This is a genomic window from Arthrobacter gyeryongensis, from assembly GCF_039543785.1.
Classification (GTDB): Bacteria; Actinomycetota; Actinomycetes; order Actinomycetales; family Micrococcaceae; genus Arthrobacter; species Arthrobacter gyeryongensis.
Genome location: NZ_BAABKK010000038.1, coordinates 222,633 through 237,268, shown reverse-complemented (window position 1 = coordinate 237,268; position 14,636 = coordinate 222,633). Strand labels below are relative to the sequence as shown.

At 59.6% G+C, this 14,636-nt stretch carries 11 protein-coding genes; 7 read left to right on the top strand and 4 right to left on the bottom strand.

What is annotated here, in order from left to right:
- Nucleotides 1-4 precede the first annotated feature (4 nt).
- The 5 genes from ABEA18_RS23905 (at nt 5) to ABEA18_RS23885 (ending at nt 4,370) form a co-directional block, all read left to right on the top strand.
- Nucleotides 5-1,105, top strand: coding sequence for a 3-hydroxyacyl-CoA dehydrogenase family protein (locus ABEA18_RS23905; RefSeq protein WP_345453719.1), 1,101 nt, complete (start codon nt 5-7; stop codon nt 1,103-1,105).
- Between the two features lie 78 nt (nt 1,106-1,183).
- A complete protein-coding gene (locus ABEA18_RS23900) occupies nt 1,184-2,374 on the top strand; it encodes an acetyl-CoA C-acetyltransferase (RefSeq protein WP_345453716.1) in 1,191 nt (396 codons plus the stop codon).
- A complete protein-coding gene (locus ABEA18_RS23895; RefSeq protein WP_345453713.1) occupies nt 2,374-2,592 on the top strand; it encodes a hypothetical protein in 219 nt (72 codons plus the stop codon). Before ABEA18_RS23900 ends, ABEA18_RS23895 begins: the two co-directional genes overlap by 1 nt.
- Nucleotides 2,593-2,742: 150 nt before the next feature.
- The gene (locus ABEA18_RS23890) at nt 2,743-2,895 is read left to right on the top strand and encodes a hypothetical protein (RefSeq protein ID WP_345453710.1); all 153 of its coding nucleotides are present in this window, start codon (nt 2,743-2,745) and stop codon (nt 2,893-2,895) included.
- A gap of 1,313 nt (nt 2,896-4,208) precedes the next feature.
- Nucleotides 4,209-4,370 carry a hypothetical protein gene (locus tag ABEA18_RS23885; RefSeq protein WP_345453707.1) on the top strand — a complete coding sequence of 54 codons (162 nt, stop codon included), beginning with the start codon at nt 4,209-4,211 and terminating at the stop codon, nt 4,368-4,370.
- A 950-nt stretch (nt 4,371-5,320) separates the two neighbouring features.
- Here ABEA18_RS23885 and ABEA18_RS23880 read toward each other — a convergent pair.
- From ABEA18_RS23880 to ABEA18_RS23870, 3 genes are all read right to left on the bottom strand, one after another.
- The gene (locus tag ABEA18_RS23880; RefSeq protein WP_345453704.1) at nt 5,321-6,610 is read right to left on the bottom strand and encodes a purine-cytosine permease family protein; all 1,290 of its coding nucleotides are present in this window, start codon (nt 6,608-6,610) and stop codon (nt 5,321-5,323) included.
- Nucleotides 6,611-6,902: 292 nt separating this feature from the next.
- Nucleotides 6,903-8,909, bottom strand: coding sequence for a hydantoinase B/oxoprolinase family protein (locus ABEA18_RS23875; RefSeq protein WP_345453701.1), 2,007 nt, complete (start codon nt 8,907-8,909; stop codon nt 6,903-6,905).
- A gap of 2 nt (nt 8,910-8,911) precedes the next feature.
- Complete coding sequence (locus tag ABEA18_RS23870; RefSeq protein WP_345453698.1) at nt 8,912-10,966, bottom strand: hydantoinase/oxoprolinase family protein; 2,055 nt, start codon at nt 10,964-10,966, stop codon at nt 8,912-8,914.
- Between the two features lie 156 nt (nt 10,967-11,122).
- Here ABEA18_RS23870 and ABEA18_RS23865 point away from each other — a divergent pair, with 156 nt between their 5' ends.
- Nucleotides 11,123-12,721: a helix-turn-helix domain-containing protein gene (locus tag ABEA18_RS23865; RefSeq protein ID WP_345453695.1), complete on the top strand. Its 1,599-nt coding sequence runs from the start codon at nt 11,123-11,125 to the stop codon at nt 12,719-12,721.
- 364 nt (nt 12,722-13,085) lie between these two features.
- Here the strand turns inward: ABEA18_RS23865 and ABEA18_RS23860 are convergent, their stop codons facing one another.
- Nucleotides 13,086-14,075: a hypothetical protein gene (locus tag ABEA18_RS23860; RefSeq protein ID WP_345453692.1), complete on the bottom strand. Its 990-nt coding sequence runs from the start codon at nt 14,073-14,075 to the stop codon at nt 13,086-13,088.
- A gap of 338 nt (nt 14,076-14,413) precedes the next feature.
- Between ABEA18_RS23860 and ABEA18_RS23855 the strand changes: the two genes are divergently transcribed.
- Nucleotides 14,414-14,611: a hypothetical protein gene (locus ABEA18_RS23855; protein WP_345453689.1), complete on the top strand. Its 198-nt coding sequence runs from the start codon at nt 14,414-14,416 to the stop codon at nt 14,609-14,611.
- Nucleotides 14,612-14,636 lie beyond the last annotated feature (25 nt).

Below are 14,636 nucleotides of genomic sequence, written 5' to 3'. Positions count from 1 at the left end.
TCAGATGTCATACACTCCTTCAACTGCTGACCCCGTGCCGGTATCAGCCAACAACCCGGGGCGTCCGAAAACTATTGAAACCTTCGGCGTCGTCGGCGCCGGTCTCATGGCGACTCAGCTCGGCCTTGTGGTCGCGGACAAGCTCCGCATCCCGGTCCTGATCAGCGATCTTTCCGCCGACCGGGTGTCCGCAGCCCTCCACAGGATGCGCGGACACCTTGATCGGCAGGAGTCTCAAGGCAGGCTTCAACCAGGCGAGGCAGCGGAAATCGCCGGTTTGATCCGGGGCACCACCGATCCCTCGAAGTTCAGGGGGTGCGACGCCGCCATCGAGGCCGTCTTCGAAGACCAAAAAACCAAACGCAATGTATTCCGGCAGCTGGAGGAGTCCATCGGGCCAGATGCCCTCCTGCTCACCAATACGTCCTCGCTTCCGGTCACCGGCATGGCACGTGGCCTCAGGCACCCCGAAAGGGTGCTCGGGTTCCACTTCTTTAATCCGGTCGCTGTCCTCCCGCTCGTCGAATTGGTCCGGACCCCGTTCTCATCGGACGCCGCTCTCTTCATCGCGTCGGATCTCGCCTTAGGTCTGGGCAAGACAGCCGTACCCGTCGCTGACACTCCTGGCTTTGTCGTCAATCGGCTACTCACGCGCCTGTTTAGCGAAATACTGGCCGAAATCGATAATGGCGGGGAGCCCGCTACGGTTGACCGCTCCCTGGAACCATGGGATTTGCCTATGACGCCCCTGCACCTGATCGGCTACATCGGTCCCGCGGTGCAACGGCACATCTGCGACACATTGCACCGCGCTTACCCCGATCGTTTCGGCCGGTCAGCTGCTCTCACGGCGGTCGTCGAAGCCGGACTGCCGGGCTTCTTCGATGAAACCGGCAAGGTTCCACCGGCAGCCCTGATCCTGCCACCGGAGCCGCGCGAAGTTGACCCGGACCGGGTACGGCGTCGCGTCCGCGATGCCCTGGCACAAGAAGCCCAGCTCATGCTGGACGAGGGCGTCATCGCTACGTGGGGGGACATCGACCGCTGCATGACTCTCGGTGCCAACTTCCCGTCCGGCGGTCTTACCCGACTCCTCGCTACATGACCCGCATAACCGTTCCGAACGAAGAGCGGCCAACCGAAGTTCGAAACCCGGAGCATTGAATTGAAAACAGAATCTGACTTGCGACCAACCAACAAAAGGGACGTTGTCATTGTGGGCGCAGCCCGCACCGCTCAGGGACGCCTGCTGGGCCAACTGGCACCACTTTCCGCCGCTGAACTGGGCGGAGAAGCCATCGCTGGCGCCCTTGCACGGGCCGGCGTACCGGCAGACACCGTCGATGCCGTCATCATGGGACAAGTCCTGCAGTCGGGGGCCGGACAAAACCCTGCCCGGCAGAGCGCAGTAGCCGCGGGGATTCCCCTGAGCGCACCCGCAGTGACAGTCAACAAAGTGTGCCTCTCTGGTCTGACGGCCATCATTGAGGCCGCCCGAATGCTGCGCCTCGGCGACGCAGCCGTCGTCGTTGCCGGCGGCCAGGAGTCGATGAGCCACGCCCCCCGCCTTGTCGCAGGAACACGGACCGGGAATCCATACGGGGCGCTTACTCTGGTGGACGCAGCCACCCAGGACGGCTTAACAGATGCATTCGACCACGAGGCAATGGGCCTGGCCACTGACCGCGCGAACTCCGCACTTGGAATATCACGTGCAGCCCAAGACGCCCTCGCCGTTACCTCCCATTTGCGAGCGGCTGCCGCTCAAGAGTCAGGAGTGTGGGCCCAGGAAATTATCCCAGTGAAGGTTCCCATACGAACTGGCATCCTCGAGATCACTCAGGATGAAGGCATCCGCCCCGATGCTTCACAGGAGTCGCTGGCCCGTCTGCGCCCCGCATTCTCTCCGGACGGGACTGTGACGGCGGGCAACGCCTCACCTTTGACCGACGGCGCCGCGGCAGTTGTGCTGACCACTCGGGAGACCGCCCAGAGACACGGATGGGATGTCCTCGCTGTCCTTCGGGCCCACGGACAAATCGCCGGTCCTGACACATCCCTGCCGGACAAACCCGCTAAAGCCATCCACGCCGCGCTGAAGCGCGAAGGCTGGCCGGCCGAAGAACTCGACCTGGTTGAGATCAATGAAGCCTTCGCTTCAGTTGCTTTGCATTCCGGGGAACTGCTCGGCGTACCCGAGGATCGGATCAACGTACACGGTGGCGCAGTTGCCATCGGACACCCAATCGGTGCTTCAGGGGCCAGGCTGGTTGTCACGGCCGTGCACGAACTCATCCGCCGCGAAACGGGCCGAGCCGCCGTTGCACTATGTGGGGGCGGGGGCCAGGGCGACGCGTTGCTCCTGGAACGCTGATGTTCGAGCAGTGGCGCACCGCTACACACCTCCGCCGGACAGTAGATTGGCAGGACCATGTGGGCGACATCGTAGAGATCCGCTCCAACGACCGCGTTATTCGACGGGGAATCGTCGAAGAAGAAATGCCGGACGGCTCAGGCCTATGGTTGGCCGCCGATGCCACTGATCGGCGGGAGTACTTCCACAAGGATCTTGGCTACGTGCTTTGGGGCTAGTGCAGAGCGGCCAAACAGCGACCTGGTGAGGAGCAGGGGCCCGTGAAACATCACGTCCGAGCACTCCACAGCTTTGCGCCTCCAAGCAGGGACCACCGCTCGGCCCCTACGGGTCCGCACAGGCCTAGCAGCCCCACCGTTGGCTCTACGATGTTCGGACACCCGCAGCTGGTTATCTACGCCCTTTTTGGCGCGCTGACTGGTATGTATGGCAGGACCGAACCCCACCAACTCCGTCTCCAACACCAACTGCAGGCAGCCGTTGTGATCGCCACCGGCGTGATGATCGGCACCGTCGGTTAGTGGCCTCCATTCCTGGTGGCTCGTGGGCGTCGAAACACTCTTGGCGGGGCCGGGATCGCTCGCCGCGGACAGGCTGGACTTCAAGCTGAGCGGACCCTTTTGGAATCCTCGCCTTAGAGGCACGTGCCTCCATCCCCGCAACGGTTCCATGGCTGTTAGCTGTGCTCATCGGCGTGGCTTCAGCCTCCACTTCTATCTCCGTCGGTTTTCTTGACTGGATACGGGAAGGGGCGTGGCGACCCAATGGAACCGAAATACGGCAGCAGCCCTTGCCGGCCCCCGAAAACAAAGGGCGTTTGGTTTGTGGGCACTCCACAAGGCGGCGCACAAACACCGTCGGTCGCTCCTGATGAGAACGACAACGACAGAACCAAGTCGGCTGGCTCGTCGGGTTCTTGCCAGCCGCAAAAGCGCCGGGCGACAAGTGAAGCCTGCAGGAAACCGGCGCAGTTCTGCTAGCGGTTCTGAGCACCGTATGCGGCCCTGTGCGTCGATTCGGCTGGCCGCCGATCGGCGTGCGCCTGCTTACCTGCCAAGCCTACCCACCCGGGCTGCTGCGCGCCGGCAACAGACGAGGAAGTACCGAGCACTTCTTCAGGTGATCCGATACGCCGGGAGGTGTTCTTGCTTTGAACGACAATTCTGCTTTTCATGAGCTTTTCTCTTCTCTCAATCTGGTAGGTGCAAGGGAGAACGACAAGACGTTGCACGTCAGGAGTATGTGCTTCGGGAGCTGGCTCTTACCGAAGGTGGCACATTGCGAACGAGCGTCCACACAGTCTGTGAGCCATGCAGCGGAGGCATGATCTCTCCTTGCTGCAGGTAACGGACGGGGAGGGGAACATTTTCGGGGCGCCACCAGCCACTGGAAGGCGCGTGATGCCCTGTTTTTGCGTTGACGGTCAAACTACCTGAACGATTCACCTGAGGCTGCAGCATGAATATCCCTTCTTTCGCCTGGTTTCGACTGCGAACACCTGAACATGGATGCCGCTTTGGAGAATCAGGCTGTCCCCCGATCGTAGGGAAGCCCCAAACACGAGTCACCGTACAGTTCGTCAAAACATCCGCTTTTGTCTGTACTGATCGCCGAAAGTGCTCATCATCGCTCTCCCTGCCATCAATAGAGTCCCTTCATGGCAGAGTTGAGATATACACAGATATCCTCGGGCGACTACGAGGACCGCGGAGGTCAGAGCCCGATATCTTCGCTGTATTGATCTCAAGCGCAGGTCAGCAATGCGGCGCCTTCGTTCCAGGGCGCACCGTGGTGCGCAAAATGCGTCAAGGAGTGGAAGTCTCAGGTTCAGGCAATGGCCCGCGGAATCCACTCCAACCCCGAGGTGGCTTTCGAGGAGGTCCGTTCGTCGGAGGCAGTAGCGGCGCTGCTGGCCAAAGGCGGTTTTTCACAGCTGAGCATGGCACTGGTGGCCGTCGTGCAGCTTTTACAGCCACAGTGGGGAGCGGTGATCTGAAGGTGGCAGTGTGCGTGGACTACGACGTGCTTCCCGCCCGAGCGGCGGCGGGAAGGTGCATCTTGAACGTGGAGCGTTTGACGGTACCGGCCTTACCCTGATGGCCCATCCAGTCCAGGACGGACTAGCCTATAACCCAGCAGGTACCGGCGCCCAGCGATGGGCAGGTATCAGGCGACATTTGTTGGAAAGGCCGCCCATGCGGCAGCAATACCCCATCTGGGGATAAACGCTGCAGATGCGGCTGTGCTGAGCCAAGTCGCCGTAGGGTTACCGCGCCAACAAATACCTGGAGGCCACTGAGTGGCTCTATTTGTAGCTGAGGCCGGGCACGCAACGAACATCATTCCGGAACGGGCGGTAGTCGAGTTTGAGTGCCGAGGATTCACCCTAACGGATATGAAGCCTTGCTTGAGCGCGTCCGCCGCTGGTTCGAAGAAGCCGCCCTGGCCACCGGAACAACGCTAACCATTGAGGCTACAGAACCCACATACGAGCCGTTGATGGCAGGACAACACAACCAGCTCCGCCCTCAAGAGCGGTGGATCAACTGATATGGGCGACATCTTCCAGGTAATTCCTACTCTGCATCCTTGGCTGAGCATCCCAGTTGCGTAGTGTTCCTGGACCTCGCCCGTGCGGAGCCCAACACCCGACGCAACACGCGCATGATCCGATTTCGCTAGGACCGCTCCAGGGTAACTCAAAAATCGATCCCTATCTTAGGGGCCAGTTCACACATCGGGAGTCCGCTACCCGTTCTCCGTGTGGTCCTCGGTGTCTGAAGCAATTGATCCGCTCCATGTGGAAGGCGCGATGATCATATGCCCAAAGACACTCGGATCCGACAGCACCGGGGACAAGTCCCTAGTTTACTCGATGACGTTTACTCGATGACGCGGGTCCGGCAGCAAAAACTGCCGGACCCACGGGGTTCAAGGCCCTTATGTCTAATGTGTGAGGGCAGGATCAAGCTCTTCATCGGCCGGGTCGATGGTCTGTTCGGAACTGATCAAACGCGGCGGTGAGAGTTTGTAGGCGCCGTAGTACACGCCCGCCGCCAAGGCCATGGTGATCAGGGGAGTGAGTTGGGAAACTACCGGCCACGCCGTCTGTTCGGTGAGTGCAATTCCCACTGCTGACGCAAACACCCAGGCTACTGCCCCGGGACTGATTCCCTTGAGATTGGCCGGCCGGATATCGGGGACCTTACCCTGCGCTTTCCAGTTCAGGCCAATGAATACCAGTGCGATGGCAACCCAGGCGGTGACAAAGACGCCCTGCCACGCCAGCGCCTTGAGGAGGTAACTCAAAACGTCCGTGAGCATAAGCAAGAAGGCCAGGGCCCCGGTCACGATGACCCAGACAAAGCGGGGCAGGTCCAGCCTGAATACCCGGCTGGCAAACGCCGACAGATTTTCCGATGCGAGGTAGTAGTTTGCCGTGTTGATGCGCGTCTGTGAAATGAGGATGACAAGTAGGCCGACCAGTCCCAGCGATGAGATAAACGCCTGTACGACCCCTGTTTCTGAGGCTTCAATGCGCCATGCACTCATGATGTAAATGCCAACCAGCCCGTTCAGCCCGAACGTGAATGCGTAGAAGACCCAGCCGAATGTCACGGTTCCCAGGAACTTCTCGTCTTGCTGGCGTCCCATCCTGGCATAGTCGAAGGTATACATCATCATGATGTAGACGCCCATGTAGATAAGGTATGACGTCAGCCAGCCCGGCAGCCCCGACGAGACGGCTGCCTGGCCAATCCAGTCCGTGGGGACGCCCCTGATAAGGGTAGCCGCGACGACCACTGCGATCAGGCCGGCAACATAAAGCGGGAGAAGGACACCGTTGAGTTTGTCCAGCCAGTTCTGCACGCCACCCAGAGCCAGGGGAATGGCGTAGATAACCACCACGGCATACCAAATGAGGATGCTCCCACCGAAGAACTCGTGGAACGCGACGGCAATGATGGATCCTTCGAACACCGCATAGTAGATGGCCGTGGCTGCGAAGATCAGAGACGCCAGCGCGGAACCGACGAGTCCGAAAAGGGTACGGGAGAAGAGGCTGACTGTGAGCCCTGTCCGCGCCGCATAGCGTGAGAGAACCTTGTTGATGGCACCGTAGGTGACAACGGTTAGCGCCATTCCGATGAGGGTGTTCACGACGCCGACTGCTCCTGCTGAAGCGACGGCGACGTATATCCAGAACATGGCGGAGAACACCGCCCACCAAGCCATCGTGAGGGACCATCTTCCGGCACGCCTACTTGTTGGTAGGACATAATTTGAGTACGACATTTCGTACCTTTCGCAGCAGTTGAAGTAACTAGGGAGGGTGAGGCTTAGCCTCGGAGCGCTCGAGGGAGCAGCACTTGGCTTGGGTACGCGGAGTTCGAGCCGGGGTTCGCTTCCTGCAAAACTGAGTACTTTCCCTGCCCTGGTCACGGATCCATTGCGAGTGCAGGGCAATGAGGTGCCGGGCCCGCCGATGCGATCAGTGTCGGCGGGCCCGTTGTTGGTCAGAAGGCGCTTAGTGCCAATGGGACGAAGAGCGCTTCTCCATGCTCTTGCGAAACTCCGAAGTGGTCTCGGGGAAAAGTTCCCCGGTGCCCCAATCCAGAATCACGCCATGGCGTCGGATCACGTCGAGCATGTCCACCTCTCCGGCGCCGTACTTCGCAGCCACGTCGACCGGATCGGCGGTCAGCCAGCCGGGGCGGTCGGTGCGGATCTGCTGGCGCAGCTCGTTGCTGGCTGCGTGGTCGATCTCGAACTGGTCGAGTTCGCGGTCGATTTCGCGGATGATGACGCCGTAGTCCTTCGCTGCCCGTTCGATCGACACGTACTCGTCGATCACGTCTTCGAGGACTTCGTCGAACGGGCGTTCCAGAGGATCGCCGTAGCCGCCCCCACCGGCGGACGGGCGCGTGAACGAGTCCCCGGAGTGCAGCGGAACCGCGGAGAAGTTGGACCCGAGGAACTTTTCCTGGTCGGTGCCCTTGTTCATCCACACACCGTGCGGGATCGACGGCAGGCCACCTTCGATACCCCAAGTGATGGAGCGTGCACGGTCGCAGCAGTAACTCACCACGGTCTTCGTCGCGTCGACCAGGATGCCGCCCTTTTCGATGCCGAGGCCGCCTCGGAATCTACCGGGGCCGCCGGAGTCGGTGCCGATTTGGTGAACGGTGGTCAGGACGGGTGAGAGCCGCTCCTGGCCCTCGATGGGCTGGACGGCCAAACCGGGGCCGAAGACCGGAGCGGTGGCGCTGGACCCGTCCTTGGAGGCTCGACCACCCCAGCCGCCGGCCATCCAGTCGTACCACATGAAGTAGGGGTTATCGTCGGTGCGGCCGTCGCGGCCACCCACCAGGAGGTATTCGAGGTTGAACGCACATGCCATGGCGCGCTCGGGCATGATCCGGGACCACAGCTCGAAGATCCCGTTCATCAGCTTTTCGTAGGGACCGGAGCAGAACCCGGTGACCGCGAAGGGCCACCCGGCGTTGACCACGGTGCCCTCCGGTCCGATTTCCGCATCGACGGCGGCGTAAAAGCCGGAGTTCAGAGGAACGTCCGGGAAGAACGTCTTGGTGCCGGCGTAGATGGCGGAGTGGGTGGTGCCGTAACCGGAGTTGAGGAAGGTTTCGACGGCGGGCGCGGAACCGTTCAGGTCGTAGTGGATGCCTTTGCCGTCCAGGGTCAGCTTGATCTTGATGGGCACCAGGCCCTCGCCCTTGCCCGGATCGAAGTCGATGTAATCGGTGGTCTCCCACACTCCCTGCGGCAGGGATTCCAGGCGGCGCAGGACGATCCGTTCAACGTAGTCCTGGGTTTCCTGCATCGCGGCGACGACCGTCGATTTGGAGTATTTGTCCACCAGGCGGAGGACTTCACGCTCGCACACGGCGGTCGCTTCTGACTGGGCATGGAGGTCACCCATCGCCTGGCGCGGTGCCCGGGTGTTCGACACCAGGAGCTGGGCGACGTCGTGAAGGAAGACACCCTTACTCCAGATCCGCACGGGAGTGATCCGCAGGCCTTCGCCGAAATGTTCCTTGGCGTTGACATCGAATGAACCCGGAACGTTGCCGCCAATGTCAGCCCAGTGGCCCTTGTTCTGGGCGAAGGCGATCACCTCACCGTCGGAGAAGATCGGCCGGATGAAGCTAACGTCGTTGAAGTGTGTGCCGCCCCGGTAGGGGTCGTTGATGGCGAACACGTCCCCGGGATGAATGTCTTTGCCGAATTCTTCGATGACGGCCTTGCACTGGAAGTGCAGGGTACCGACGTGGACGGCGATGTCGCCACTGCCCTGCATGACGGTGTTTCCGTTCGCGTCACAGAGGGCGGAGGAGAAGTCGCGGGAGTAAATGACGAAGGAATAGCAGGTCCGGAGGATCTGCTCGCTCATCAGGTCCACGCTGGTGACGAAGGCGTTTTTCAGCACCTCGAATGTCACGGGGTCAAGGCCTGATGCCTGCCGTGCATCGGTGTGGGCGACATGGAGATCTGGCATGGTGATCACGTCGGTCATGATTAGGCTTCCTGCTCGTCTTTGAACTCTGTGAGGTGGATTCGGATGTTGAGCCACTCGTCGATCTCGGCGGTGGTGCGGGGGGGCACGACCGTCGTGGAGTCAAGCTGGTCGATGATGGCGGGACCTTGGAACGTCGCGCCGGCGCCGAGTTTGGTGCGGTCGTAGACGGGTGTATCGACCCAGCCGTCCTTTCCGAAGTACACCGGCCGGACCGAATCGGGCTCGCCAGGCTCGGAGACCCATTCCGTCGCAGGAGCGAAGGAGGGCTTGGGCGTCTTGCCGACAGCGGAGAGCTGCAGCTGGTAGATCTCCACGGGCTGATCATCCTGGCGGAACGCAAATTCGCGCTCGTGCTGCTGGTGGAAGCTCTGGATAGCTTCTTCCAGAGCACCGGCGCCGGTTCCCATATTCACGGCCAGCGAACGCCACTGTCCCTGGTAGCGCATGGAGATGATCCGCTGCAGGATCGAATTCTCCGCGGACACGCCTTCGTGTCGGAGCCGGGCGGTGGCCTCAGTTTCGAGGGTCTTGTACTTGCTCTCCAGGTCTTCCGGATCGGCGTCGGCGGCAACGGCCGTGTACATCGCGGACAGGTCGTGCCTGATATCCACCAGCAGGCACCCCAGTGCGGACGTGACGCCGGGGTTGGGTGGTACGACAACGGTGGGAATGTTCAGTTCTCTGGCAACCTCTACGCCGTGCAGGGCGCCGGCGCCACCGAAGGCGAGCAGCGCGAAGTCGCGGGGGTCATAGCCGCGGCGGATGGAGATCAGGCGGACGGCGTCAGCCATGTTGGCGTTCGCGACTTGGAGGATAGCGTGGGCGGCCTCCTCTTCGCTCATGTCCAGCGGTTCAGCGATGGCACGCTTGATCACGGCCTGCGAGAGCCCGCGGTCCAGCGTCTTCGCGCCGCCGGCCAGGGTGGATCCGAGCCTGTTCAGGACCACGTTGGCGTCGCAGTTGGTCGGTTCTTCGCCGCCCATGTTGTAGCAGGCGGGTCCCGGATCGGCACCCGCGGACTGCGGGCCGTTGCGCAGCGAACCCGCAATGTCAATGTGCGCAATCGAGCCGCCGCCGGCGCCGATGGTGAGAACCTCGATGCTGGGAAAGACGATGGGGTGGCCATATTCAACCTGCCATTCCTTGGTGATGCGGAGCTCACCGTCGGAGACCAGGGCAATATCGGTAGACGTGCCGCCCATGTCAAGGCTCACGGCGTTTTCGAAGCCACACTGCTGGGCGATGTGCTTCGCCGCGATGGCGCCGGCTGCGATTCCGGACGCTGCGAGGCGCACAGGGTAGCGCTTGACCATGCGCGGGGTCATGGAACCGCCGCCGGAGTGCAAGAGGAGCAGGTCGCCGTCGTAACCGCCGGTTTTGAGCTCATCGGCGAGGCGGCTGACGTAGCCGGACACCAGGGGTCCCAGTACCGCGTTGGAGACGGCGGTGTTGAATCGGTCGTGCTCGAAGATTTCGGGCAGGATCTCGGCCGAGGTGGAGACCGTGGCTTCCGGAAGTTCCTCTTCCAGGATTTTTCGCATCCGGATTTCGTGCTCGGCGTTGGCGTAGGAGTTGATGAAGCAGACGGCGATGGTTGTGACGCCGCGCTTACGGAGCACCGCGGCCAGACGGCGGGCTTCCTCTTCGTCCAGGGGAGCGACGATATTGCCGGCGTAGTCAATACGCTCGGTCACCTCGAACCTGTCGCGGCGGCGGATGTAGGGACCGGTTACGTCGTTGTAGGCGTCCCAAAGATCGTCTTTCGTACCGTCGCGGATCTCGATGACGTCCCTGAACCCCTTTGTTGTGACCATGGCTGCGGGGGGGAAGTTCCGGGTAATCAGGGCGTTCGTTGCTACCGTGGTGCCGTGTGAGAATAGCGACACGTCCGCCAGATTGATCTCGGCACGTTCCACACCGTTCAATATCGCCAGCATGGGGTCCGCCGGGGTCGACGGGACCTTGGTGACACGCATGCGTTGTGTTTCTTCATCGAAAATGCAGACGTCAGTAAATGTGCCTCCGACGTCGACGGCGACTCTGAGATTGGACATCTATGTTCCTCCAGGATGCTGATTAGGTACCAACAACCATCCGCTGTGATGTGAGTCTCTGTCACTGGCGAAACTAAAATAAAGGGGAGAGACCGTTGTGAGATTTACAATCAGCTTCCATCCTGGCCTCTCGTCCCCTTCGACCAGGAGCCACAGATGCCCGACAAACCCCCCGTCTCTCTTGATGACGTGGTCTCCGAAGCTCCCTTAGGCTTGTCCCCGATAGTTCCGGGCAACCCCGCAGCAGTCATAGCGGGCGCCCACACCAGCGATATCGATAATCCGGCGATGTGGCTGGAGCCGAACACTGTTCTGCTGACCACCGGGCTGAGGTTTGTGAATGCCGAGCGGGACGAACTGTTGGCTGTAAGACTCGTAGACGATCTACGGAAAGCCCGGGTGGCAGCTCTATTTTTCGGCGTCGGGGTCTATTTTGACCAAGTGCCCGCCAAGTTGGTCTCGGCCTGCAAACAAGCAGGTTTCCCGTTGTATACCGTGGCGCCCGATGTTCCCTTCCACCGCATCGAGAACTTCATCAACAAATCGCAGGCATCTCCTGACGCTTACCTGCAAAAGCGAGCACTGTGGCTCAGCAATGAACTGCTGCAGAGCATTTCTGCTGAGGACCCGGTCAAAGCCCTTATCGTCAGACTCGCCACAGCATGCCGGGGTACGGCGGTGCTTTACGAAGATTCCGGACGAATTGTCGAATCCTCCGGAGACGGCCCGACTCACTTGATCTGGAAAGAGTTGCGTAACCGCAAAAACGAGTCTGATCCCATAGTGATAGGCCAGTGGGAAGTCATGGCGCGGCCACTGGTGCTTCGAGGCGATGGCTTCACCCTGGCCGTGGCCAGCAGAAACCACCGCGTACTGAAGGATCTCGGAGATGTGCTGCTGGAAACGACACAACGGCTCCTGGCCGCAGTGAATGGGATCGCTCAGTTCTCAGATTCAAGAGAACGTCACGAAAACACGCAGTTGCTCACCATGCTGCAAGACGGCGTGCCGGTGGCCCGCGAGTTCAGGCACTGGGAACGGATGCGCACATTCAGGTTCATACCCTATGCACCGATACGGGCCGTGGTCGCTGCAAATCTCGCCCAGCAGCCATTGGACCCGTCCTTATCCGAACGACTTTTACGAGGAGCCGAAACCAGCGGCCTGGGGCTCTTGCTGGCAGAGAACGGGCGGACACCCGAACACCCGCCGGGCTTTCATGCGCTGGTCTCGGACGCATCAGCCCTGGACGCCTGGCTGGAACTGACGGACAGGTCCGTTTTCGTCGGCCTGTCTGAACCCTATTCCGATCTTGCAAGGACCCCCGAAGCTTTCCGGGAAGCAGAAGCAGCAGCTGGAATTGCCCGCCGCCAAATCCAGGCCGCACCGACCACCGCCTCCGGAGCATATCGGGGGATCGTTCGGCTGGATGAGGTGGACCCTGCCACATGGCTCCTTGCACGTCGGCAGTCTCCACAGGATAAGGACAAGCTAAATAGGTTTGTTGAAGCCCTTAACGTCGACAGCGAACTGAAACAGACGGTCATCTGCTATCTGGTGAACGACTTGGACGTCGCGAAGGTTGCCGGTGTGTTGTTCGTCCATCCGAACACGGTCCGGTACCGTCTGAAGAAGGCTGAAAACTTGGTGAGCGGGTCACTTTCGAGCCCACGCATAATTGCCAACCTCTACCTCGCCTTTCATGACGACATAGTTGCTTTGAGCCAGACCATGGACGAATCGCGCGATTCTTAGAAACATCCAACTGGGGTGGCTTGTGAAAAAGTAGAATATCCGACGCTAAGAATTCATGATGTTCGGTAACGATCGTTGGCGAGACACTTCAACTCTCCTCTTGGAACCGCAGAACCACGCAACCCCACGATGTAACACTTGTCGTGTACGCGTCAATGTAATGGCAACCGGGCTTGCTGCACACAACATTGACGGCCCTTGGCGGCTCGCGATAGCTCCCTAGGAATGGAACGACGGCACACGGGACTGCGCTCCCGACCGCCTGGTGTCCACCGAAGCAGGCGAGCAGGCTTCTGTAATTCGCCTGTGGCCGCAGGCAATGTCACCGCACGGCGGAACTATAAGAAGGTCCACCTCTAACACTTCAGCCGGCTGACCAAAGTTCTGTTCTAGCGTTGTTTAAGTATTCCTCGATGTCTTTTGCGCCGGTGAGGCGCTCGATAATATCTCCGAAGTGCGTGATCACCACATTCCAAGTACTGGGATAGGAGTACAATCCAGGTTTCGAAAAGGGGAGACTTTGAATATTGCCTGATGCGTATTTGGGAAGCATGAAGTAGGCGTTCGCGTCACCCGAAGCTCCGAATATGGCATGAGTGTGGAGACAGAGCTGAGCAGCCCCTACTAGTCCCCATCCCACTCGCAGAGCAGTCCGAAATTGTTCATCATCTCGTATCGGAATCCAACGGAAGTAAACTGCCACGCTTCCTAGGGATGACACCTCAATTGCTACAAACCCTTTTACATAATCATTACCGGATATCGAATAAGTGAGTCGAATGCCCGTTTCGAGATAATCAATTTTGACTGAAATAGAATGGCCATCGAGACGCATAATCTTCTGCTCTTGGTATTCTCTCAACTCGTTTACCATTTTATGATCAAAGACGTCCTGGTAGTAGAGAGGCGGGGTCGGATCGTTATGCGTAATTGCGAGTGCACCTTGAATGACCAGGTCGGGTTGTTTTTCGTGCTTCTGTAATTCTTCCTTGGTTTTCTTAATTTCGGTTGAGTTGTAGCGAAAATATCCGTTGTCTTTAAGCCAAAGTTCCCGATCCTCTAGTTGTCGTTGCACGTATTGGATCGCGTGTTCCTGTCCCCATTGAAGGATTTTTGATGCGAAGTGGGAAGCCGCCATACGTTTATAAGGAGGCAATACGTGAGTGGTCTCAACAATGGTGCGAAGCTTCTCGTCGTCTATAGCGGGAAGCGTCTGAGCTTCTACCCCAGATTCTTCCGTCGCAATACGATGAAGCGTTTTGTAAAGGGTACGTGCCTCATCCCAAGTCGGCGGAAGCCCCCCGCCGTCAAGCAGTTGCTCGATACGGCCCTTTGTTAGGGCTGACAGCTGCATGGACTCATTGTCACGCCATGTCTCATTTATTCTGTTGTACAGCCTGCCGATGCCCGCAACCTGCACACGGCCGTGTGCAGTCTGATTCCGAAGATCAGTGAATGTTCTGACCAGACGGCATCTCGGGCCCCAAGTGTCATCGTCTTCTTTAGGAAACATCTTGGTCCAGTCTTTGGTCGAAAAAACCATTTGTGCAGGTCAGCTAGTGCTTGGGCGCGTCTGGACAGTTTAGATGGGCTTAGCATCCCAAGAAAGAGCGTCCAAGATCTCCCCCTCCCATCGCGTCGAATGCTGAATAGAGGTGAAGGCAATGCACCGGACAAAGGGAAGGAACATCGATGGCTAAGAAGAAGAAACCACAACCGCTGTTCAGCATGCGGGTCGCTGTGGTTCTGCAGGCTGCTGTCAGCATCGGAGTCATCTCTGGATGGCTTTCTTATCTGGTTGCGCCGGTCCTGCCCGGGGCTGTGGGCGCTGGCCTGGCCGCCGGCTGCATGACTGTAGTACTTCTTCACAGGCTGATCGATGAAGTGTGAGCGCTGGCGGCAATCAGGAGATCCT